The organism is Acinetobacter sp. ANC 4862, from assembly GCF_004336635.1.
Lineage (GTDB): Bacteria > Pseudomonadota > Gammaproteobacteria > Pseudomonadales > Moraxellaceae > Acinetobacter.
The window spans coordinates 1-24,201 of the sequence record NZ_SJXH01000004.1 but is presented as its reverse complement, the minus strand read 5'-3'; the positions used below and the strand labels follow the sequence as shown (position 1 = coordinate 24,201).

Sequence of the window (24,201 nt, the reverse complement as noted above, 5' to 3'; positions counted from 1 at the left end):
CGGTATTTTTAAGATTTAGAAACTTATCCAGCAATCACTCCACCATCTTTACGGGTAATCACCACCGTTGCTGAACGTGGGCGCGCAGTGGTATTGGTTGGATCTGTTTGTGTCGCAGGCCAGTGGCTGGTTGCGTTATTATAAGCAGTTGAATCTTCACCAGGGTGCTGAACGTTAATAAAGATGGCTTTGTAGTCAGGTGTCATGGTCACACCAGTAATTTCACAATCTTTAGGGCCTACTAGGAAGCGACGTAGATTTTCATCGGTCACTTTGGCACCCATAAAGGTATCTTGTGTAGCAGTGCCTGAAAGCGCAGTCGCTTTGCCACCATCACCCATCGTACCAGGCAATGCAGCCAGCATCATACAGTTGGTCACGTCAGTGTAAGCGCCATCATCTGTTTGAATCCAGAGCACGCCGCGTGGGTCAAACCACATACCATCTGGGCTAGAGAAGTCATTATTGTCAGTTAGACCAGACAGGTTAACATTCTCAAGCATTTGTGCTTCAGCACCAAACAGGTAAATATCCCATTTGAATGTGGTGGCTGTTGTGGTATCTGCATCTTCACGGAAGCGGATAATGTGACCATTCACGTTACCTTTACCATTGCTGCCTACAGGGTCGGTATAGTTACGTGGGTTGGCGGCATCAGTTGTATAGCTAGTACCACGGTTACTGTTATTGGTGAGCGTGACATACACTTCACCATTGTTTGGATTGACTGCAACCCATTCAGGACGGTCCATTTTGGTTGCGCTAACAGCATCTGCAGCGATACGTGCATGCGTCAATACATCCGCTTGGTCTGCAAATGCGTAAGTCGTATAACCAGAAATTGCTGGGTTGCTAGTTGATAGCTCAATCCACTGACCTGTACCATCGGCATTGAATTTGGCAACATACAGTTTACCGCTATTCATGTATTTATCGCCGGCTGCATAACCGCCATTGATATCTTTTGCATCCCATTTTGTATCAGAAACGAATTTATAGATGTATTCACCACGTGAGTCATCACCCATATAGAATGCCAGGTTCTGACCTTCAATGGCACGGCTAGTACGGCAGTCTTCATGCGCAAAACGTCCTAATGAAGTACGTTTTACAGGAGCTTGACGACTGTCAAATGGATCAATTTCGACAATCCAACCGAAATTGTTTGGGATGTTGCGATAGTCAGCAGTCGCAGATGTGCCCACTACGGAAGCATTCCAGCGATCATACATATCTTGATCTTCTACACCAGCAAGGGCTGTTTCCCATTGATAGCGAGATGTTTTATCTTTATAAAGAGTACGTCCTTGAGCATCCTTATTTTCAATTGTCTTTGCTGTATCTTGATAAGAAATTTCTAAGCCTAAACCGTAGCGTCCTAATGCCACATTTTCATTGGCAGTTCGCTCGTATTGATCTGCGCCTGAACGGAAAAAATAACCAATAAAGTTTTCTTCAGCAGTCAGATAGGTACCCCAAGGTGTATAGCCATTACCGCAGTTATTTTGGGTACCACGAGTCTTTGAACTTGATGGAGAGAAGCGCGTTGAAAGTAAAGATGAATTAGCAGCTAAACCAGCAAAAGCCATTTCTGTAGAGGCGGTGATACGGCGGTTGAAAATTGAATTTTTCAAAATTTCAACGGCTTGGGTTTTGCTATCTTTTTTTACATGAACGATGGATACACCATGCGCATTGACTTCACGAATCACTTCATCTTCAGGGCGACGACCACTTGTATCTTTGGTCGGACCCTTAGGGTGTAAGAAGGTTTGGTTAATGTACTCATGGTTTAAAACTAATAAACCGTGATCAGATTTAGTGTCATCATAACGGCCTGTTGTAGTATTTAGACCAAAATAGCTCATACCATCATGACAGTCACCAGAACGGAACTGGAAGCTTGGACCTGAAGGGATATCGTTATCATCCCATGCACCATAGGATTGATTGATGGAATCACCCAGCGCATAAAGTACTTTGGCTTCATAACCTTCTGGAACCGTCACGATATCATTCAGGTTCTTCGCGACTGGGGTAAAGCTCAACTTTGTCGGTAATTTTTTTGGATCAGCAGGTGGAGGTGTTGTTCCTGAGTCACTATCGCTGCCACAAGCTGTCAAAGTTGAAGCCAAAGTCAAGGCAACTGCGCCGCTCGCAGTTTTGGTGATGAGGCTGCGGCGTGTAATCGCTTGCTCTAAAATGTCACGGAAATGGACATTGTCAGAAGTATTGTTGTCTAATTCTTGCTCTTCATGATATGGCGTAAAGTCTGTCATGATATTTCCCAAGTATATGGTTGTTATAAAGTTGTATCAAACTTAGGTGAAATATATGACAGCGCGCTGACGTTTAAATGACAGTCTGGTGAAGAAAATGAGTCGCTCTGATGAAAAAAAATTGATGAAAAAAGCAGACCGAAGTCTGCCTAAAAATTTGCTGCCAGCATTTAAGCCGCCCGTCGTTTTTCAATCAGTTTGCCAAAGAACAAGCCCATTTCGAATAACAACCACATGGGAATGGCGAGCATGATCATGGAAATTGCATCCGGTGGTGTTACGAACATCGCCACAAAGAAGCAGCCGACCACAATAAAGCGCCGTTTTTCCACTAATTGTTGCGTAGAAACTAGTCCAATTAAAATAAGAATTAAGGTAATAATCGGGATTTCAAAGGTAAATCCAAAGACCAAGAACAGTTTTAAGCAGAAAGCTAGGTAACTGTTAATGTCGGTCATTGGCGCAACCGTTTCAGGTGAAACACTGATGAAGAAATGCAGAATAGAAGGCAGCGCAACGAAATATGCAAAAGCAATCCCGGCATAAAATAAACTGATGCTACCAAGCAGTAATGGCATCGCTAAGGTTTTTTCTTTTTCATAGAGCGCGGGTTTCACAAAGCTCCAGAGTTGGAAAATGATAAAAGGCATCGCCAACATCAAGGCAACAAAGAAATTTAACTTAAACGGTGCCATGAATGTTGCGGTGACATCGGTGGCAATCATCGATGAGCTAACGGGGAGCTGTGCACGTAAAGGTTCAGACAAAAGCTGATAGGTTTGATTGGCAAAAGGCAATAAGCAAAAAAATAACACCAACAGCAAACCGACAATTTTAAAGAGATGCTGACGCAAGACCATGAGATGTTGGGTAATCGGCATTTCTTCCAGATTAGAGGATTGTTGATCTGCAAGGGGAATCGGCAATTGATTTTCTATTGGAGTGTTCATACTGCCACCTTTAATTCATTTAACTGTGAAATTGGAGGCATGATGTTTAAAGGCTGTTCTATTGACGGCGTAATGCTGCAAGCAGTTTGTGTGCTCAAATAAACGCACGAAGGCAGAGGTTGTTTAATAAAATAATAAAAAGTGGCAACATTTTTATTATTGGGCACTGCATTTTGTAATTGTTTTTCTGTTGCAGGTTGGGATTGTTGTTTTAGTTCATGCATTTGAGCTTGCATCTTTTGTTCTAGCTCTTGAATCCTTTGCATTTCATTTTGCATCTGTTCCCGTAATTCAGATAAACGCAGCTCGCGATCAATATCATTTTGTACATTGCTGATCGTACGTTTAAATTTCCCATACCATTTTCCCGCAAAGCGTGCAGCTTCCGGAAGCTTGTCAGGCCCGAGCACCAATAAACTAATAATGCCGAAAGCCAGCAGTTCAGTCATACCAATATTAAGCATAACGTTTTAGCCTGAATGGGTTTTTACCGGAGAATTAACATCGGAATGACTTGTTTGATGTTCAATAATTTTTGGTTCATTTAATGCTGAAGTAGTTGCTTCATCTTCTTTGATCGACTTTTTAAAATCTTTGACTGCACCACCGACATCTTTACCCAGGTTTTTAAGTTTGGATGTGCCAAACAATAAAATTACCACAATTGCAAAAATCACAACGTGCCAAATCGATAATCCTGCCATGTTCTTTACTCATTTTTTATTTAAGCTCATCTGAACATGTTGCGATGACAGCAATGTGACTGAAAAATTTCAGTTTAAAGACAGACTGGATTAAAGCTGCTTTTGTGTTTGATTTGCTGCTAGCATATTTCTATTGCTCCTTCAGGATGATGCTGTGGCTTTGCTTTTACCACTTTTCGGCTTTTTATGTGGATGGGGACTCGCTTCAACGCAATTTTCCGCAGCTTTAAAATCACTATTCGCGAGTCTGTTAGCACGGTTTTTTATTCCCCTCGTGATTATTTACAACATGGTGTTTTATCAGGCGGGTAGCCTCAGCCTGATGATATTTAGCTTTGTTGTGGCTATTTTCATGTTCTATGCTTTTCACTTTATTTTTAAAGATAAGCTTCGTGCACTCTGCGTTAGTTATGTCAATCTAGCATGGCTCGGTTTCCCATTTGCTTTGGCTTTGTTTGGTCCTGAAATTAGTGCGGCGATGGTGGCGCTATATGTTGGCGGTTCTATATTCGGCAATATCTGGGCAGTGACTGCAGTCAGTCTGGATGTTCAACCTCTTTCAACGGTAATCAAAAAAGTTGCTTTGTCACCGCCGGTTTTCGCGCTATTGATTGCCTTAATTTGTCGAGTTATAGGTTTACAGCATCTGCAACAGCATGATTGGCTGGATATAATTTATAGTTTTGCAAAAGTGGGCATGAGCTTTACCGGAATGTGCGTACTCGGCATGTGGCTACGACATACCAAAGTGCATGTGGAAGATTTAATGCGCAGTGGTAAAATTTTCTTGATTAAAATCGCTGTAGGCGTGGTGATCTGTAGTCTGACTTACTTCTTTATTCCAATTCCAAATATTGAAAATTATATAGGCGTGATGTTTTTATTGTTCTGTCTACCGCCAGCCGCCAATATTGTGGCGCTAGAAACCCATTATCAAGGCACGGGAACTTCAGCGAAATATATCGCTTCGGGAACAATTATCAGTTGTGTGGTGGTGATGCTGTATGGAGCGATACTTCATCTTTTATTGCCCGCCCTCTAACTCCCTCCTAAAGGGAGGGAGGACATCGATTTAAAATTATGCTTTGATTAAATCACATGTAATTCGCTGCCCTGAGCCATGTATGGCGCAAGAGAGAGAAGGGACTCTCTTTGAGAGCAAGAAATTACTTGTCCAAACTTGCCTTAAACAACTGCATCGCCTGACCACGGTGGCTGATTTTATTTTTCTCTTCTTTAGACAGTTCTGCACTAGAAATACCGAGTTCAGGCAACCAGAACAATGGGTCATAACCAAAACCATTTTCACCACGTGCAGCTTCTAAAATTTCACCTTTCCAGATGCCTTGGAAAATTTGTGGAAGGGGATCTTCTGCATGTTGCACCAGTGCAAGTACGCAGACAAACATCCCTTCAATCGCTTCACCGTCTTTACGTAGTGGTTGAAGGTCAGCTAACAGTTTTTCATTATTGGCAGTATCATTACCATGATCGCCTGCATAGCGCGCAGAATAGATGCCCGGCGCACCGCCTAAAACAGGCACGCAAATACCAGAGTCATCTGCAATCGCTGGTTTTCCTGAAATCTTAGACGCATGACGCGCTTTGATAATGGCATTTTCGACAAAGCTTAAACCGTCTTCAATCGCATCTTCAATATTGAGTTTACCTTGCGCAAGTACTTCAACAGGTAAGTTCAATTCTGCAAATAGTTTTTCAAATTCTGCAATTTTTCCTTTGTTATTGCTTGCAAGTACCAGTGTTCCTTGGGATAACCAATTTTTAGAAGCCATTATTTCGATCTTAATGTGACAATGAATAAGGCTATTTTAGCGGATTTTATACAGTACGTTAAAATATGCAGATATAGATAAATCCGTTATGCTGTGAATAACAATAATAATTGAAAGAAAAATGATGAAATTACGTCAAGCTACCCTGCGGGATGCGGAAGCAATCCGTATTTTAATTCATCCTTATATTTATGATTTTGCTGTAAATATAGAAGGTGAGCAAAAGTTTAGTATAGAGGCGATTTGTCAGCTCATTCATACACCTGAATTATATTATTGGCTATTGGAAGATAAGGGGAGATTAAAAGGCGTGATTGCTTATAAAAAACCAGCACATCTCATCCATTTCTTTGTGGATTCTCGATATCAAAAACAAGGATTAGGGCGGTATATGTGGAATTTCGTAGAAGAAAAACTAAAACTAAGCTCAGAAAGTATGAGTGTGAATTCTAGTGAATACGCAGTGCCTATTTATCAAAAAATGGGGTTTAAAGTCATTTCTGATGTGGCAGAGGCTTATGGACTACGTTTTGTTAAAATGCGAAAAGATTTCTCGGTACATTAAAAAAGCACCCGAAGGTGCTTTATAGAATCCATCAATGATTATTGAGCTTGAATCCATTTGTCGGCACGGTCGCGTGCCATGCGAATCTGTTCTTGGGTCAGGTTGGCAGCCAAAGCGGTCTTCTTGCCTTCAGACAGGGTAATAACCTTATTGTCGAGCATGCCATCACGTGTAGAAAGCTCATACCATTGGTATGCACCGACGTAATTTTTCTTTTGCTCTTCCATCATCGCAAGATTAAAGCTGGCACGGTTGTCACCATGGCTGGCTGCTTTTTCAAAGTATTTACGTGCTAAGGTTTCATCTTTTTTGGTGCCAATACCATCCGCCAGCATACGACCGACATTCAATTGTGCAGCAGTCAGACCTTGATCGGCAGCTGCTTTGTACCAGACGAAAGCCTGTTGTTGATCTTTTTGAATATCTTTGCCGAGTTGATACTTGGTCGCCAAATAAAACTGCGCAGCGGCTTGACCTGATTTTGCTGATTTAATCAGGCTATTAATATCCATGACAGAATATTGTGCAGCTTGACTGGAAACAGATGGTGCAGGTGCAACATAATCTGCATGGGCTTGAAGGCTAAAAAGTCCAACTAATAGTGTGCTTAATAATATTTTTTTCATAGTGCGCTCACTCTATAAATAGCGACTTCACCAAACAGATTCGGGATATGTTTACTGAGTAAACTACCTTGCTGATCCCCATTCACGGCGAGTCGGTTAATAATCCGGATATCGTTTTCCGCACAAAGTGCTTCAAAATCACGGAAAGTACATAAGTGGATATTAGGCGTGTTATACCACATATACGGTAAAGCATTTGAAACAGGCATCATTCCTTTTAAAGCCAAGAAAGAACGCGTCTTCCAATGGGCAAAGTTAGGAAAGGTAATAATTGCTTGTTTCCCCACACGCACCATATCACGCAATAATACGTCTGGTGCATCTACTGCTTGCAAAGCCTGTGCCATAACCACATAGTCAAAGGACTGGTCTGCAAAGCGGCTTAAACCGAGGTTCAGGTCTTGTTGGATAATATTTAACCCTCGACTGACCGCAATTGCAATCTTTTCCTGATCAATTTCCAATCCATATGCACGAATATTGTGCTTTTTGCCCATATGCGCCAGCAGTTCACCATCACCACAACCTAAATCGAGTACGCTTGAATCAGGTTTAATCCATGTTTCTGCAAGTTGATGATCGATACGCATTACACAGTCTCCTGATGTGTTGCTTCAAGGTGTTCTGCGCCACCTAAAAATGCACGTAATGATTTAACGTAAAGCGGAATAGGGAACAGGAACGAGTCATGACCTTGTTCTGCATCAATATCGACATAGCTGACCGGTTTATGATTGGTAATCAGTGCATCCACAATTTCTTGTGAACGCTTCGGGGTAAAACGCCAATCGGTGGTGAATGAAACCACCAGGAAACGGCATTTGGTATTCGCCATCGCCTTGGTTAAAGACAATTCATATTCACGTGCAGGATCGAAATAATCCAGTGCTTTAGTCATAATCAGGTAAGTATTGGCATCAAAGTTACGACTGAACTGTTCACCTTGATAACGCAAATAGCTTTCCACCTGAAATTCAACGTCAAAACCATACATAAATTTGCCTGACTTCAAGTCACGGCCAAATTTCTGTTTCATGGCTTCTTCAGACAAATAGGTAATATGACCGACCATACGTGCCAAAATTAAGCCACGTTTTGGATAACTGTCATTTTCCAAATAGCGGCCGTTATGGAAATCTGGATCCGACAAAATCGACTGACGCGCAACCTCGTTAAAGGCAATATTCTGTGCAGACAGTTTTGGTGCACTGGCAATAATCACGCAATTTTTTAAACGATCGGGATAGTCCACCGACCATTGCAAAGCCTGCATGCCGCCAAGTGAACCACCAATAATCGAGTACCAGACATCAATGCTTAAACGGTCAGACAGCATGGCTTGGGTTTTGACCCAGTCACGAACGGTAACTAAAGGAAAGTCTGGACCATAAGGGCGGTTGTCATTTTCAGGATTTGGCGATATTGGACCGGTAGATCCACTACAACCGCCAATGTTGTTGAGGGCAACAACAAAGAATTTAGAGGTATCAATCGCTTTGCCCGGACCAATACAGGCATCCCACCAGCCTGGCTTTTTATCATCTTCATGATGATAGCCTGCAGCATGATGATGACCCGACAACGCATGGCAAATCAGAATCGCATTGGATTTATCTGCATTGAGTGTACCGTAGGTTTCAACCATGATTTCGAAACGTGGGAGAATGCGACCACATTCAAGCTCTAACGGCTCTTCGAATGAGAACTTTTGTGGGGTAACTAGACCCACTGATTCAGCTGGAAAAGACACAGGAATAATTCGCCTTAAATCTTTAGAATGTATAAACAAAAGGATACCACTTGAGGGTATCCTTCTAAAGTCATTTTAGTGCTAAATATTATTGCTAATACTTATACGGCAGCCGCAACAACCTGTTCTGTGCTCAATACACCTTGCTCGATCAAACGGTTGGTACAGGCAATGATCGCTTCGATTGAAGCAGTCACAATGTTGTCGTGAACACCTGCACCAAATGCAGATTTACCCGTGCCTTTCACTTGAAGCTCAATTAAAGCCAAGGCTTTGGCATGAGCGCCCGAACTAATACTACGTTCTTCATAGTTCAAGACATCAATTGGTAATTGTAATGCATTCAAGATGGCAGAAATCGGACCGTTACCTTCACCACGTAAGTGTTGATTTTTACCGTTAATTTCGATATCTAACTCAATCACCTGGTTGCCATTGTCATCAGACAATCTGTAGTTTTTCGCAGAGTAATGAGCGTCTTTGATTGCAACATAATTCTGTTTGAACAAAGCCCAAATATCTTGTGCTGAAATTTCTTTTGCCTGTTCATCCGTGACTTGCTGAACCGCTTGTGAGAACTCAATTTGTAAACGACGCGGCAACACTACATTGTAATTTGATTCCAACAAGTAGGAAATACCGCCTTTACCTGACTGTGAATTGACACGAATCACCGCATCATAGTCACGACCTAAATCTTTAGGGTCGATTGGCAAGTAAGGCATATCCCACATTTCTTGGTTTTTCTGGTATTCAAAACCTTTTTTGATCGCATCCTGATGCGAACCAGAGAATGCAGTAAATACTAAGTCGCCTGCATATGGATGACGCGGGTGCACTGGCAAACCTGTGCATTCTTCAACAGTGGCAATAATTTCATTAATGTTGGAGAAATCCAAGTTTGGTGCAACACCCTGGGTGTACATGTTCAATGCAATTGCTGCAACGTCCACGTTACCGGTACGTTCGCCATTACCAAACACACAACCTTCGACTCGGTCAGCACCGGCCATAATTGCCAATTCAGAAGCTGCGATCCCACAACCACGGTCATTATGGCAGTGCACAGAAATGATCACGCCATCACGACGTTCAATATTACGGTGCATCCATTCTACTTGATCGGCATAGACGTTTGGTGTCGACACCTCCACAGTAGCTGGCAAGTTCAAGATCACTTTATTGGTCGGGGAAGCTTCCCAAACTTCAGTCACTGCATCACAGGCCGCTTTTGCCACTTCTAATTCAGTCGCAGAGAAACATTCCGGGCTGTACTGAAAAATAAATTCAGTTTCAGGATATTGCGCTGCATATTCTTTCACTTTTGTCGCAGCATTTACCGCTAACTGCTTTGCACCGGCAACATCGACATTCAAGACTTTTTGACGGAAAGTCGGTGAGTTTGAATTGTAGATATGTACGATCGCGCGTTTTGCACCAATCAACGATTCAAAAGTACGTTGGATCAAATGATCACGCGCCTGAACCAAAACTTCGATGTAAACGTCATCTGGAATATGATTTTCTTCAATCAATTTACGGGTGAAATCAAAGTCAATTTGCGATGCAGAAGGGAAACCAATTTCAATATGCTTAAAGCCAATTTTCACCAACATCTGGAACATTTTGAATTTTTGATCCATATCCATCGGTTCAAAAATCGCTTGGTTACCGTCACGAAGGTCGGTGCTCATCCATATTGGCGCTTTGTTAATTTCGTTATTTGGCCATTGGCGGTCTGGCAAGTCTACACGTTGGTACATGCGACGATATTTTTTACTTGGATCAGCCAACATCATGAGGTAACTCCTTGTGTAGCATGTATTGCTTTTAATCGTGGATAACGGCAACGTACTACGAATATAGATTGTGTCTATTCTAACCATTTACAAGCACTGCTTCAGGTACTTTAGTCGAAAGTCGTAAAATATTGATAAATTATTACGACTTAGCTTTATCGCAGTACTTGCAAATCTATAACTAAATATTAATCCACTTATTCCGAAAATAAATTTCTATTTTTGCGTTTACAGCATATTTATAGAAAATATTTTCCTTTAATTTGATTATTTGTGAAAAATATAGTCGGAAGTGATCTCGTTTAATGTCACAGTTCCCGCTAAAGCCATCGTAATCTCAAATTCTTCCTTTAAGATTTTAATCACATGGGCAACCCCTAAAGCACCGGCAACCGCTAAACCATGAATATAGGGACGACCAATACAAACGGCTGAAGCACCTAAAGCAATGGCTTTAAAAATATCGCTTCCGCGACGAATTCCACCATCGACAATTAAAGGGAAATCCTGAGGAACCACTGCTTTAATACGTTGCAGGGCAGTGAGTGGCGAAATGCAGCTATCTAAAACTCGTCCACCGTGATTGGAAATAATCAATCCTTGAACACCGGATTGAACTGCACGTTCTGCATCTTTGGGATGAACCACACCTTTTAAAATCACCGGGAGTGAGGTGTTTTTAATGATCCACTCGATGTCATCCCATTTCGGGGCAATCTGCATTAAGCCATTAAATACCGGATGTTGATCTTCACCAATTTCAGGCAGGGGAATATGCGTGGGTGTATGCGGATGTTGCATACCTTCGGGTAACTGAAAAAACACCCGACGTTCACGATCCCGAATACCGGTATGCGGTGAATCGACGGTAATGACTAGAGCTTTAAAGTTATGCTGCTCTGCAATTTTAACCAATGCTAAAGATTTTTCACGGTCACCTTGCCAATAGAGTTGAAACCATTTGTAAGGATTTTCAGCTTTAAGGCTACGCATATCGGTATTGCTAAAAGTACTTAAAATCAGGTTGCTTTGTAGTACTTCAGCGGCTAAAGCCGTCACCAGTTCAGCATCCGAGTGAAACAGCTGTTGATGACCAATCGGTGCCAAAAAAATTGGATGAGGAAAGGTTTGTCCCAAAATTTCACATGCGGTATTACCTTGAGTTAGGTCATTTAAATGTCTGGGAATCAACTGGATTTTTTTAAACTGATCCAGGTTTTCCTGAACACTGACTTCATCCATGGCACCGCCTTGCAAGTAATGCCAGGTACTTTCTGGAAGGTGCTTTTCAGCTTGTCGCTCATAATCGGCAAGGGTTTGCAAATGTGCCGGAATTTGGCTGAAAGGATCAAGTGGTGTAACCGGTTTCATAAATCGCCCCATTGGCGCAATAAATTATGATAATGGCTTGTTAAACTGATAATTTCTTCTGAATCGCCCACTTGTAGTCGTAGTTTCATAATGGTCATATCCAGGTTGAATAACATACTGCGTTGCCAATCATCTTTGACCATGCTTTGCAACCAGGTAAATGCTGCAACCCGTTTGCCATGAGTTACCGGTTCAACCCGATGCAAACTGGTCGCAGGGTAGAGAATGGCATCACCTGCATCCAGTTTTACTGCATGGCTGCCATAATTGTCTTCAATAATCAGTTCACCACCTTCATATTCATCCGGTTCAGATAAAAACAGGGTGATGGAAACATCGGTACGAATTGCATGTCCTGCTGCATCTGAATATTGCACTGCACTATCGACATGATTGCCATAATTGCCCTCATCTTGATAGCAGTTAAACAAAGGCGAGAGTATATGTTTGGGCAGTGCCGCAGATTTGACCTGAGCATTTCGTTGTAAGGCTTGCAAGATCTTGGGAGAGAGGGATTGATAGATAATGCTGTTCACATCGATTTGCAGATTATTTTTTATTTTTTGAGCCTGAAAGCCTGCGCTTTGTTGACCCTGAATCCAGGCATGGCTGACATCCAGTTGCTGGCGTAATTCAGTAACCTGCTGTTTGGTTAAAATTTCAGGAATATGTAACATCATCAGCTTTATCTGCATCCCTTGAATAAGGTGGACTCAAAAATAAATCATGTAGTGCATAGGGTCTGTTGATACTTCATAAATGATTTGCGCTGTAGGCTAAAATTGAGCAGATGAGGCATGAAACGTAGAGAATAGCGAGACTATTATCAAGTTTCAAAACGAAATCTGAGATAATTTTAGCCACAGCCCTACGGGACAAGCATATTTTTTGCTGCTATATCGTTATGAAGTAGCCATTTAGAATGACTAAATTTCCTACTCCATGCCTCATATCAGCTAAAAAATATGCGTCGTCGCAAACATAGAGGAAGTGTCAACAGACCCTAGCTCTAACACACTACATTTATACTCAATCTGCTCAGACTTAGCGAATTGCTTAAAATTTATAATTAAAGGTCAACGCTGCTGAACGTGGTTGACCCAATACCACACGACCGCCGCCATTGTTTAAGGTGCTGATATATTCTTTATCTGCCAGATTATAGACATTTAGGTTCACAGAGGCATTTTTATTGAGGGTATAACCGGCCATGGCGTCAAATACCACATAGCTCGGAATACTTGGCATATTCGCCACTGCAGTGCTGTCCGTAATCACACGTTTTTGATCATCCACATAACGTGCACCCAAGCCGAGTTTAAAGCCTGCAACATCATAGGTCGACCATAGGCTTGCAGTCCATTCAGGTGACCAGCGTACGTTATTGGTATGGGTAATCGCTCCAGTGGTTGCATTAACACTTAACTGGTCTTCTTGCTCGGTTTTCATATGGGCGACACCCGCAGAAACACTCCATGCATCGGTGATTTTACCTACAGCACTGAGTTCTACACCTTTGACGGTTGTTTTACCTTCCTGAATGGATTCTCTGGTAATTGCATCCTGAGTAAACTGGTTTTCATTTTCAGTGTAATACACAGTAGCATTAATCGCCAATTGATCATTCAGCAGATCCCACTTGGTTCCAATTTCATAGTGGTTGGTTTCCTGTGGTTTTGCAGCTGCACTGTTAATCCCTTCTGCTGAAAGGCTAAAGTTGGCACTGCCGGGCGGTGTCAATGATTTGGCATAAGAGGCATAAACGCTACTTTTAGCTGTAGGTTTATATAGCCCCCCGAGTTTCCAGCTCACTAAAGTATCGTGTGCAGCAAAATTGGCAGGCACTAAGCTACTGCTGCCTGATGGCAGGGTTAAAGCACCATATTCAGTATCATAATAATCGACACGTACCCCACCATTCAGCTGGAAGCGCTCGCCAAATTTAAGCGTGTCGAATAAATAGGCGGCAGCTGTATCGGTTTCACCATGGGTATAGCCCCCGTTATACATCAGGCCGGGCATTGCTTCATTGCGATCTGGATCATAAAGATTGGCCCAAGAGGTTGTGACCGTCGCTTGACCCGGCATTTGCGTCGCCATAGTTTTTGTATGTTGTTGTTCTTTTAAGAATTCCAGACCTGCAACAACATCATGTTCAATAGCACCGGTTTTTAAATTCAAATTTAAAGTAGTCTGGTTAGCCAGAATCTTATTTTCCTGATCTACCCCTTGGCGAGAGCGGCTCACTGTCCAGTCATTCGGATTGGTCGAACCGTTGGTACTCAGGCTATTAATCCCGGTTAATACCCGTTGCATCTGGGTTTTGCCTGCGCGGGTAATATTGGTCAGTTTTAGGTTTTCTGCCAAATCACTTTCGATTTTTGTAGTGAACATGTCTGCATCGACATCTTCATAATCATTCACATGACCGTAATAATTTTCACGGTTGACTTTAGGTGCTGAAGCTAAAGCTGAATCTGTATTGTAAAAACCTTCCATGCCGACAGTCGGAATACCGCCATCCGGAATATTGCGTTGACGAATATGCTGTGAATAGAGATACAGACGCGTATCGCTATCTAGACCGAAAGAAATTGAAGGGGCAATGGCCCAACTATTATTTTCAATAAAATCGCGACCTTCGACACCGCCGTCTTGTCCCATCGCATTTAAACGAAAAGCAACGCCATCACTAATCACTTGATTCATATCGGCAGTCAGGCGGGCATGTTCTGCCGTATTATAAGTTGCAGAAACTTCGCGACTATTTTCAGTCTGAGGAAGTTTTGTGGCCAAGTTAATATAACCCGATGCCGATCCACGTCCTGCTTCTGCGCCAGAAGGGCCTTTGACGACTTCAATCTGTTCCAGGTTAAATACATCCCGAGTAACAGCACCCAGATCACGAATACCATCGACATAGGTCGACGTTTGGGTTGAAAAACCACGCATTTGAAAAGCATCACCGGCACTGGTATTGCCATTTTCACCGAGCTGCAGGGTAATTCCCGGCGTATTTCTTAAGGCTTCAACCAGAGAGGTTGCACCTTGTTCTTTTAATAATTCTTTTTTAATCACTGAAACGGTTTGTTGGGTATCTACCAGAGGTTGAGTGTATTTAGGCGAACTCACCTTATCCGCTTTATATTTATTTTCTGCATCTGATTTCACGGTAATGGTGGGAAGCTGAGTGACATCTTGTGTATTTGCTGCATGAGCCATGAGGGGGAGAGATGCGGCTAAAGCAACCAGTTGCGCATTTCGATTGTGTTTACGGCTTTTAATCTGTGCCATTGTGGCTAATCCCTAATATCGTATATGACAGAATTCCATTACTGCCTTGCCACTTTTAAAGTCGGCAAAATAGCAGCAAAAGTGGAGATATTGTTATGGCCTGTAACAATTAATATAAATTATAATGATAATTATTATTATTAGCAATAGTGATGGTAAGTATTTAATTATCATGAAAATGGCTGAGAATATGATTTAACTCAAGCTTGTTCATTAAATAAAGTAATCGTGCTCACAGGGAAAACGATATGATGACAGTCAAATCTGGCTCACAGAGAAAACAGATATTCTTATATTTATAAGTCATTGACTAGGCTAGCCGATATCAAATCTCGGCCGCCCATTTAATTTTTGGGGTTAAAAGAATTACAGTTCAGCCCATTTACGCATTAAATTATGATAAAGATTGGTCAGCTTGATCACTTCATCATGCTGATCACCCAACTGCATACGCAGGTTCTGAATACTTTGATCAAGATTGAAAAGCATATGACGTTCAGCTTCATCACGAATCATGCTTTGTACCCAAAAGAATGATGCAATACGGCAACCTGAGGTTACTGGCGTGACTTCATGTAAACTGGTTGAAGGGTAGAGAATCATGTCGCCTGCAGGAAGTTTGACTTCATGGTAGCCATACGTGTCTTCTACGACTAAATCCCCACCTTCATATTCTTCTGGCTCGCTTAAAAAAACCGTACAGGATAAATCTGTTCTTAAGCGTTCATTGGTTCCACGAATTCGACGAATCGAATTGTCGACATGGAAACCAAAGGCTTCATTATTTTCATAACGGTTAAACAGGGGAGGAATGATGTCTAAAGGAATAGCGGCAGACAGGAATAAGGGATGTTGTCCTAATGATTCTAAAATAATGGTGCTTAAATGATGGGTTAAGGGAAGATCTTCCGGAAGTTGTTGGTTTTGTTTAACTGTGGCTGAAAGTGTACCCGCAGTGACTTTGCCATTCACCCATTCAATTTTATTCATTTCTTCACGGAAATATTGAACTTGTTCTTTACTCAGTACGTTGGGAATATGATGGATCACGGCAATACACCTTTGGAAGAATGAATTCTTTTAGCTATAAAAATAGCCTCATTATTATGAGGCTATTTTAGATTAAATCCATAATTAACTTATGGTTTTAATTGAAATTAGTATTTGAAGTTTAAAGACAATACTGCACTACGACCTTCTGCTTCAGTTGCATAATGCGATGCATAAGCCTTAGTGAAATAACGTTCGTCAGACAGGTTGTTGACATTCAACTGCAGGTCAACATTTTTGTTTACGTTGTAACGTGCCATGGCATCATAACGGACATAGCCCGGTACAAACTTGGTATTTGCTGCATTACCATAGACTTTGTCCATCGCGACAGCGCCAGCACCTAGTGTTAAAGCTGGAGTTAGTGCATAGGTTGTCCAAAGTGTTGCACTGTTTTTCGATACGTTTTGAACCTGATTGCCGTTATTGCTGCTTGGTCTATAAGTTTTAGGCATTGTACTAGGTGTAATTTCTTCATAACCACCATCAACTAACTCGCTGTCTAAATAAGTATAACCCGCAGATACAGCCCATTTATCCGTGATGTTCCCATTTACACCAAGCTCAATACCATCGACACGAGTTTCACCAATATTGCTGGTTGTGCCATCGTCTGCTATTGCACGGGTATTGGTTTTTTCAGTACGGAAAATAGCTGCAGTCAGGTTGAGCTTGTCATTCAAGACATCCCATTTGGTTCCTAACTCCATGGTGCGGACTTCTTCAGGTTTAAGATTATTGATTGCAGCTGTAATCCCTTCAGAACCATCGCCACCATCTACACCGACTGGATTTGCAGATGTTGCATAGCTGGCATAGATACTGCCATTTTCAACCGGTTTAAATGTAATGCCCGCTTGATAGTTGATAAAGTCTTTATCATTTTCAAGTTTGACAATTGTTCCTGCTGGAGTCGTAGTATTAAAACGACCTGCAAGCATGGTTTGCTCAGTTGAGTAGTCATCCCAACGAACGCCCAAATCTAAAATCCAATGTGGATTAAATTCAATACTGTCTAAGAAATAAACAGATTTTGATTTGCTTTGAATATTGTATTGGTCGGCACCATTAGTACTTAATGTACCTGTCCATGGCCCACGGTTTGGGTTTTGTACCGAAGTACACCAGCCCAAAGTAATATCGCCAGCATTACAGGCATTGTGTACATTACCTGTAGCGTTAACACCATCAATAATGTATTGAGTACGATCTGTTTCCTGATCTGAGTACTCTGCACCTAGGTTAAAGCTATGCTTAAGGAAACCTGTATTGAATTTGCCGGTGAGTGCAAGCTGGTCAGTAAAAGTATCAGTATCGGCTACACGAGAGTTTGCACGTGCCCAAACATTACCTGTTAAAGAACCGCCAAGTTGATAAAAATTACCTCTTGAATCATCTGGATTGGTCCAAAGGTAATCATTTTTAGAGTTGCCATACACGGCAGTATTACTAATTGTTAAGTTATCGGTTAAATCATGTTCTAACTTGATTGTTCCGATCTGATTTTCCTGTTTTTGGAAATCACGATCTTTCCAACCGTAGTAAATACCTTGTTTGACATCAATTGGTTTACCATTGCCATTTTCAGAAATTCGAGCAGGCTGATTGGTTGCTGAGAAAGGATTGTTATACGGAACACCTGAATCTGGAGTATCGTCCGACTTTAAGTAGTAATAGCTTAAAGTTGCACGAGTCGCTGTGTCCAAACCAAAAGTAATACTTGGCGCGATACCAGCACGTGCGTATTCAGTACCATCGGCTTGACCTGCTTTTTCATTTTTGTGACCCAATACTGCAACACGGGCTGCAATACCATTACCAAAATCTTTGTTGCCATCTAAAGTGATACGTTGGTAATTGTCTGTACCTGCACCAACAGAACCTTCCAAAAAGTCACCTTTTTTAGCAACTTTAGAAATCATATTGATGCTACCGCCAGTGGTACCCGCACCACCCATTGCAGAAGCTGAACCTTTAGTGACTTCAACTTGCTCTACAGCAAACATTTCACGGTTTTGTGAAGTTGCGCTACGCACACCATCCACATACATTGAACTTTCAGAGTTATAACCACGAATAAATGGACGGTCGCCATTTGGGTTACCACCTTCACCCGCACCTAAAGTAATACCAGGCACAGTACGCAAAGCATCGCTTAAAGTTGTTACTTGAGTATCGGCAATCAGTTGTTTAGAAATGATAGAAACTGATTTAGGTGTATCCAGCAGCGGAGCAACGAACTTCGTGTTTGCAGATTTATCTACTTTTAAACCTTGAGTTGTTTCTACTTCTGCTTGAGTACGAATAGTATCAAGTTGAGTCACTTGATCTTGTGCAATTGCATTCCCTGCCATGACTGAAAGTGATGACACAATCGCAGAAGATACGATTTTTTTGCGTGTTTTTATGAAGGCCATTTCTAACTCAAAAGGTGAACTGTGAAAATGTATGAGAATAATAATGATTCTTATTTTATATAACTATTAATTTTGATTGTAGTTTGCGATCATTATATTTATATTGATTTGTTTGTTGAATAAAAGAATATGGTAATAAGTTTTTAAATTTTTGATTTTATTTATTTATTTGTAAAAACGGTTAATGTGTGATTTTTGATTGTGAATTTTAATCATAATAATATTAAGAATTTTTTAAGCAATTTTTGATGTCGAAGCGTTAATTTGATGTTACATCGTGTTTCTTCCATGGAGTAGGTTGCATTCATTATCAATGCCCTATTTTCACTTGAGTCGAAGCGCTAATAAATTTTGTTCAAGATCTCTTGTAATGAAATTATACAAAGTTCATCCGTGTTTGTTTTGGGTGATAAAGGTTATGAACCGGATTTAAATAGGGAGTATTGGCGCATTATAAATTTTGTAACGCAATTAAAAAAGTGATTTTCAGTGATTGAGATTATTACCAGTTAAAGCACGTTTTTTTATTGGCAGTTACAAAGAGTGATGCAACTCTAAGTTAGGATGTACGAACTCAATCAGCTAACTACTCAAAATTAAGAAAATTTACGCTTTTAGCTAAAGAGCATACAAAATGAGCGTATTTGCCAGATAAAGTGTTAGGAAATTGAAATAAAAACGGATTTTATCAGAAGAAAGCTTAAAATTTAATGGTTAAATCATCCTGTTTTGTATATCTTCCAATGTTGTCATATAATATGGCACTTTCAAAATTGCAATTACTATTTCTATATCGAGGAAGCCATGCAAGTAACTTCTGAAGCGGTTTCGGGCGTTGCCCGTCGTTTAAATGTATCTGTACCGACGAGCCGTGTGAACGAGCAATTTGAAGCTCGTTTAAAACGCACTGCTAAAACTGTGAAGATCAACGGCTTCCGTCCAGGTAAAGTGCCTTTAAATGTTGTACGTCGTGAATATGGCGCAGGCATTTATCAAGAAGTTGTGAACGATGTAATTCGTGACACAGTATTCGAAGCAATTCAGCAAGAAAAAATCAATGCTGTTGGCATGCCAAACATTGATAAAGTTGAAAACAAAGAAGACGCTCTTGTTTATCAAGCAACTGTAGAAGTTTATCCAGAAGTTGAAGTGAAAGCTTTTGACGATTTGGAAGTTGAACGTAAAACAACTGAAGTTAACGATAAAGACGTTGACCAAATGATTGAAAACCTTCAAAAACAACGTCAAACTTGGGCTGAAACCAAAGGCATGGCTAAAAAAGACATGCAAGTAACTTTCGATTTCGAAGGTACTGTTGACGGTGAAAAGTTTGAAGGCGGTACTGCTGAAGACTTTAAACTTGTTTTAGGTTCTGGTCGTATGATTCCTGGCTTCGAAGACGGTATCGTTGGTATGAAGAAAGGCGAAGAGAAAGTTATTGATGTAACTTTCCCTGAAGACTACCAAGCTGAAAACCTTGCTGGTAAAGCTGCGCAGTTCAAAATTACTGTTAAGCAAGTTGAAAAACCAAAACTTCCAGAAATTGATGCTGAATTCTTAAAAATCTTTGGTTTAACTGAAGAAGAAGGCGTTGAAAAATTAAAAGCTGACGTTCGTAAAAACATGGATCGTGAAGTGAAAAACGGTCTTCGTAACCAAGTTAAAGCTGCGACTTTTGACGCGCTTGTAGCTGCAAACGAAGTTGAAGTTCCTGAGTCTATGTTGGCTCAAGAAATTGACCGTCAACGTCAACAAATGATTCAACAATTCACTCAACAGTTTGGTGCTCAAGGTGCGCAAGCATTTGACAGCAGCATGCTTCCAGATGACTTGTTCAAAGAACAAGCTGAGAAAGCAGTTAAATTGGGTGTGTTGGTAAGCAAAGTTTTAGCTGATGCTAAAATCGAAGTTGATCCTGCTCGTGTTGAAGCTTACATCAATGACATGGCTTCTTCTTATGAAGATCCTACAGAAGTTATTGAATACTTCAACAATGACAAACAACAACGTGCTCAAATCGAAGCTGTTGTGTTAGAAGATCAAATCGTTGATCACATTTTAGCGTCTGCTAAAGTGACTGATAAAGCTGTAAGCTACGAAGAATTGTTGAAAGAGCAACAAGCTCGTCAACAAGGCTAAGTTTAGCTGATCGAAAAAAGGCGCATCATGCGCCTTTTTTTATGTATTGGCTTATATTCAACGTGTCCTGGATTAACAAAGCTTATGCAAAAAATATCTGTTATTTAATTGGGAATATTTTGCAATTTCGACAATTATCCCTCATATTGTGACTATGAGTTGAGTAACAAAAAATTTAGGAATAAATAACGTATGTATGTTCCAACAATTGATAACGCTTTAGTGCCAATGGTCGTAGAACAGTCCTCTCGTGGTGAGCGTTCTTTTGATATTTATTCACGCCTTTTGCGTGAGCGTGTAATTTTTTTAACAGGTGAAGTTGAAGACAACATGGCCAACTTAATTGTTGCGCAAATGTTGTTTTTAGAAGCAGAGAACCCAGATAAAGATATACACCTCTATATTAATTCACCAGGTGGCTCGGTGACTGCAGGTATGGCAATTTATGACACCATGCAGTTTATTAAACCGGATGTGGTGACTTATTGTATGGGGCAGGCGGCATCTATGGGTGCGTTCTTGTTGAATGCCGGTGCGAAAGGTAAGCGTTATTGCTTGGAAAATGCCCGTGTGATGATTCACCAGCCACTCGGTGGTTTCCGTGGTCAAGCATCGGATATTGAAATTCACGCACGTGAAATTCTATTCATTAAAGAACGTTTAAACCGTTTAATGGCAGAGCATAGTGGTCAAGACTATGAAACTGTTGCAAGAGATACTGACCGTGACAACTTTATGACAGCCCAGGCTGCTAAAGAATACGGTCTCGTGGATGAAGTGTTAAGTAAACGTCCATAATTTTCAGATTTTAATATTGGAGTGAATATGTCCGAACATCCTCAAGGACAAAAGCATTGTTCATTTTGCGGTAAAACGCAGTCTGAAGTCGGGAAACTGATTGCAGGTGAGGACGCTTACATCTGTAATGAGTGTGTGGACGTATGCTTAGATTTAGTCCAGACCAGTCAGCAAGTCGAATCTGGTGATTGGGCAACTAAACCTTTGCCAAAACCACATGAAATTCGTGCTGCGCTTGATCAATATGTCATTGGTCAAGATGTTGCGAAAAAAACGCTTTCAGTTGCGGTTTATAACCATTACAAACGTTTAAAAGTCACCAACTCAGGTCATAAACCTGATGATGCGGTAGAACTTGCGAAAAGTAATATTCTGCTGGTTGGACCAACCGGTTCAGGTAAAACCTTGCTTGCTCAAACTTTAGCGCGTCTTCTCGATGTTCCATTTGCTATGGCAGATGCAACGACATTAACCGAAGCTGGTTATGTCGGTGAAGACGTTGAAAACATCGTACAGAAACTTCTTCAAAAAGCTGATTACGATGTAGAGAAAGCGCAAAAGGGTATTATCTATATCGATGAAATCGACAAGATTACCCGTAAGTCTGAAAACCCGTCGATTACCCGTGATGTATCGGGTGAAGGTGTACAGCAAGCATTATTGAAAATGATCGAAGGTACGGTTGCCTCGATTCCACCACAAGGTGGTCGTAAGCATCCACAACAAGAGTTCATTCAAATTGATACCTCGAATATCTTGTTCATTTGTGGCGGTGCTTTCTCAGGTCTTGAGAAAATTGTCCAACAACGTCAAGAAAAAGGCGGTATTGGTTTCACTGCGGACGTGAAGAAAAAAGACGAAACTAAAAAATTGTCTGATTTATTCCGTCAAGTGGAAGCCAATGACTTGGTGAAATTCGGTTTAATTCCAGAGTTCATTGGTCGTTTACCAGTGATTGCAACTTTGGAAGAGTTGGATGAAGAAGCACTCATGCAGATTCTGACTGAACCGAAAAATGCCTTAACACGCCAATACCAATATTTATTCGGTATGGAAAATGTTGACCTTGTATTTGAAGATTCTGCATTGCGTGCTGTGGCTAAAAAAGCATTAGAACGTAATACAGGTGCACGTGGTCTGCGTTCAATCCTGGAAAATTCTTTACTTGAAACCATGTATGATTTACCAAGCCGCACCGATGTCGGTACTGTGGTCGTAACTGATGCGGTGATTAATGGTGAAGGAAAGCCAGAGTTAAAGGCAGAGCGTCAACCTAAAGCAGAGACTGAAGCTGCGCCTAAAGTAGATTTGAAAGTTGTAAACTCTAAATCTGCTTAATTCGCTATTCGTCTGAAACGTGCGGAAAACTTGTGTTTTCGCACGTTTTTTATTTCCAAAAATAAAACGCAATGTTAATCTCAAACACTAGGCGTGGATGCCTAAATAAGATCAACTAACTCAGATCAATGTCGCAATCAATATAGCGAAAAATTAAGTGTTTAATTGAGTACAAAAATAAAAAATACGCGGTGAGGGAAAATCATGCGTGGAGTCTGTATTGCGGTCTGTGCAAGCATTATTTTAATGGGGTGTCATGGCAAATCTGCTGTTGAACATGCCCAAGTAACATCAACCCTAAAACCTGTTGATTTTAACAGCAAGCCAGGCTTTATTGAGCAGCACCGTCTCGGTATGTTTACCATTGGTGCTTGGGTCAACCAAAAATTAGGCCAGCGCTTTCAGCCTGTACAAGCACAAAATGATCAAGCTGCCATTGTGTATATGTATCGTCCTGACAGTAAATGGAACCGTCAAGAAATTGTGGCATCTAGTCTTTTTATTAATAGTGAGCGCATTCCCAGTTTATTGAATAATCATTATTACTGGATTGAATTGCCAGCAGGAACCTATCGTTTATCGAGCAGTCGTCCTTTGGGTGCACAACATTTTCAAAAGCCTAAATATTTAGATTTTACCGTGGAAGCTGGGCAGTCCTATTTTATTAAATATGATGAAGAAAATTTAAGTACTCGTCGTGAAGTTTCGGGTCCATTGATGATGGTGCCTGAAAAAGCAGGCTTAAACGAAATTGCATTTACCCAGTTAAAATCGGAAAGTTTTAACTTTGTGGCCCAAGATCAAAATACAGGTAAGATACGCAAAAAAGCTCAAAAGCTTAAACCTGCTAAATATGATCCTGCGGAAGATGTGCAACTGACCACACCATTTAAGTTGTGGAATCCAATGACCTGGTAAATACACATTCCTCAATTTGAAGCTGAAAAATAAGTTTCGATTAAGTAAAAAATTTATCTAGAGCCTGTCATCAATTAGCTTGAGAAAATCTAACCTGTCCTCATTATTTTTTCATGACTAAACGCTATGCATTAAGAGATGATCAGTGGGAACAGATTAAGGATCTGTTGCCCGGACGAGCGAGTACTGTTGGAGTAACTGCCAAAGACAACAGGCTATTTGTTGAAGCAGTATTGTATCGGTATCGTTCAGGTATTCCGTGGCGAGATTTACCAGAACGCTTTGGGGATTTTAGAGTCGTGCACACTCGCTTTAGCCGTTGGGCTAAAGCAGGCGTATGGCAGAAAGTTTTTGAAGTGCTATCACATGAAAGTGATAATGAATATGCCATGCTGGACTCAACCATTGTG

At 41.0% G+C, this 24,201-nt stretch carries 21 protein-coding genes; 7 read left to right on the top strand and 14 right to left on the bottom strand.

The annotated features are described in order from the left end of the window. Window positions 1-23 precede the first annotated feature (23 nt). The 4 genes from E0409_RS02820 to tatA all read right to left on the bottom strand — a co-directional run bounded on the left by E0409_RS02820 (window position 24) and on the right by tatA (window position 3,933). The gene (locus E0409_RS02820) at window positions 24-2,279 is read right to left on the bottom strand and encodes a PhoX family protein (protein WP_131287383.1); all 2,256 of its coding nucleotides are present in this window, start codon (window positions 2,277-2,279) and stop codon (window positions 24-26) included. Window positions 2,280-2,449: 170 nt separating this feature from the next. Then, entirely contained in the window at window positions 2,450-3,229 is a 780-nt protein-coding gene (gene tatC, locus E0409_RS02815; protein ID WP_131287381.1) for a twin-arginine translocase subunit TatC, read from the bottom strand. Further along, a complete protein-coding gene (gene tatB / locus E0409_RS02810; RefSeq protein WP_131287379.1) occupies window positions 3,226-3,693 on the bottom strand; it encodes a Sec-independent protein translocase protein TatB in 468 nt (155 codons plus the stop codon). Before tatB ends, tatC begins: the two co-directional genes overlap by 4 nt. Before the next feature lie 6 nt (window positions 3,694-3,699). Then, window positions 3,700-3,933 carry a twin-arginine translocase TatA/TatE family subunit gene (gene tatA / locus E0409_RS02805; RefSeq protein WP_131287377.1) on the bottom strand — a complete coding sequence of 78 codons (234 nt, stop codon included), beginning with the start codon at window positions 3,931-3,933 and terminating at the stop codon, window positions 3,700-3,702. Window positions 3,934-4,087: 154 nt separating this feature from the next. On the opposite strand from tatA, the gene E0409_RS02800 reads away from it, so the two are divergent. Further along, window positions 4,088-4,975, top strand: coding sequence for an AEC family transporter (locus E0409_RS02800; RefSeq protein WP_131287375.1), 888 nt, complete (start codon window positions 4,088-4,090; stop codon window positions 4,973-4,975). Window positions 4,976-5,099: 124 nt separating this feature from the next. On the opposite strand, the gene rdgB is transcribed toward E0409_RS02800, so the two are convergent. Next, window positions 5,100-5,726, bottom strand: coding sequence for an RdgB/HAM1 family non-canonical purine NTP pyrophosphatase (gene rdgB, locus E0409_RS02795; RefSeq protein WP_131287372.1), 627 nt, complete (start codon window positions 5,724-5,726; stop codon window positions 5,100-5,102). 124 nt (window positions 5,727-5,850) lie between these two features. On the opposite strand from rdgB, the gene E0409_RS02790 reads away from it, so the two are divergent. Beyond that, complete coding sequence (locus E0409_RS02790; protein WP_252151764.1) at window positions 5,851-6,291, top strand: GNAT family N-acetyltransferase; 441 nt, start codon at window positions 5,851-5,853, stop codon at window positions 6,289-6,291. A gap of 38 nt (window positions 6,292-6,329) precedes the next feature. Here the strand turns inward: E0409_RS02790 and E0409_RS02785 are convergent, their stop codons facing one another. The 9 genes from E0409_RS02785 to E0409_RS02745 all read right to left on the bottom strand — a co-directional run bounded on the left by E0409_RS02785 (window position 6,330) and on the right by E0409_RS02745 (window position 18,598). Continuing rightward, window positions 6,330-6,917, bottom strand: coding sequence for a tetratricopeptide repeat protein (locus E0409_RS02785; RefSeq protein WP_131287368.1), 588 nt, complete (start codon window positions 6,915-6,917; stop codon window positions 6,330-6,332). Next, window positions 6,914-7,507: a methionine biosynthesis protein MetW gene (gene metW, locus E0409_RS02780; RefSeq protein WP_131287365.1), complete on the bottom strand. Its 594-nt coding sequence runs from the start codon at window positions 7,505-7,507 to the stop codon at window positions 6,914-6,916. Before metW ends, E0409_RS02785 begins: the two co-directional genes overlap by 4 nt. Then, the gene (gene metX, locus E0409_RS02775) at window positions 7,507-8,667 is read right to left on the bottom strand and encodes a homoserine O-succinyltransferase MetX (RefSeq protein ID WP_131287363.1); all 1,161 of its coding nucleotides are present in this window, start codon (window positions 8,665-8,667) and stop codon (window positions 7,507-7,509) included. Before metX ends, metW begins: the two co-directional genes overlap by 1 nt. A gap of 101 nt (window positions 8,668-8,768) precedes the next feature. Beyond that, on the bottom strand, window positions 8,769-10,466 hold the full coding sequence (leuA, locus tag E0409_RS02770; protein ID WP_131287361.1) for a 2-isopropylmalate synthase: 1,698 nt from the start codon (window positions 10,464-10,466) through the stop codon (window positions 8,769-8,771). A 267-nt stretch (window positions 10,467-10,733) separates the two neighbouring features. Further along, entirely contained in the window at window positions 10,734-11,837 is a 1,104-nt protein-coding gene (locus E0409_RS02765; RefSeq protein WP_131287359.1) for an alpha-hydroxy acid oxidase, read from the bottom strand. Then, a complete protein-coding gene (locus E0409_RS02760; RefSeq protein WP_131287357.1) occupies window positions 11,834-12,517 on the bottom strand; it encodes a Fe2+-dependent dioxygenase in 684 nt (227 codons plus the stop codon). Before E0409_RS02760 ends, E0409_RS02765 begins: the two co-directional genes overlap by 4 nt. A gap of 376 nt (window positions 12,518-12,893) precedes the next feature. Then, window positions 12,894-15,131 (bottom strand): catecholate siderophore receptor Fiu, encoded by a 2,238-nt coding sequence (locus E0409_RS02755; RefSeq protein WP_131287355.1) that lies wholly within the window; start codon window positions 15,129-15,131, stop codon window positions 12,894-12,896. Window positions 15,132-15,497: 366 nt separating this feature from the next. After that, on the bottom strand, window positions 15,498-16,181 hold the full coding sequence (locus E0409_RS02750; protein WP_131287353.1) for a Fe2+-dependent dioxygenase: 684 nt from the start codon (window positions 16,179-16,181) through the stop codon (window positions 15,498-15,500). A 107-nt stretch (window positions 16,182-16,288) separates the two neighbouring features. Next, on the bottom strand, window positions 16,289-18,598 hold the full coding sequence (locus tag E0409_RS02745; RefSeq protein ID WP_131287351.1) for a TonB-dependent receptor: 2,310 nt from the start codon (window positions 18,596-18,598) through the stop codon (window positions 16,289-16,291). An 804-nt stretch (window positions 18,599-19,402) separates the two neighbouring features. On the opposite strand from E0409_RS02745, the gene tig reads away from it, so the two are divergent. The 5 genes from tig to E0409_RS02720 all read left to right on the top strand — a co-directional run. Next, a complete protein-coding gene (tig, locus tag E0409_RS02740) occupies window positions 19,403-20,737 on the top strand; it encodes a trigger factor (RefSeq protein WP_131287349.1) in 1,335 nt (444 codons plus the stop codon). Between the two features lie 192 nt (window positions 20,738-20,929). Continuing rightward, window positions 20,930-21,535, top strand: a complete 606-nt coding sequence (gene clpP, locus E0409_RS02735; protein ID WP_131287347.1) for an ATP-dependent Clp endopeptidase proteolytic subunit ClpP — start codon at window positions 20,930-20,932, stop codon at window positions 21,533-21,535. A 27-nt stretch (window positions 21,536-21,562) separates the two neighbouring features. Continuing rightward, window positions 21,563-22,873, top strand: a complete 1,311-nt coding sequence (clpX, locus tag E0409_RS02730) for an ATP-dependent protease ATP-binding subunit ClpX (RefSeq protein ID WP_131287345.1) — start codon at window positions 21,563-21,565, stop codon at window positions 22,871-22,873. A 204-nt stretch (window positions 22,874-23,077) separates the two neighbouring features. Continuing rightward, window positions 23,078-23,791: a DUF2846 domain-containing protein gene (locus E0409_RS02725; RefSeq protein WP_131287343.1), complete on the top strand. Its 714-nt coding sequence runs from the start codon at window positions 23,078-23,080 to the stop codon at window positions 23,789-23,791. Window positions 23,792-23,904: 113 nt separating this feature from the next. Next, window positions 23,905-24,201, top strand: a 297-nt coding sequence (locus tag E0409_RS02720) for an IS5 family transposase (RefSeq protein WP_131287340.1), incomplete at its 3' end; no start/stop codon positions are given.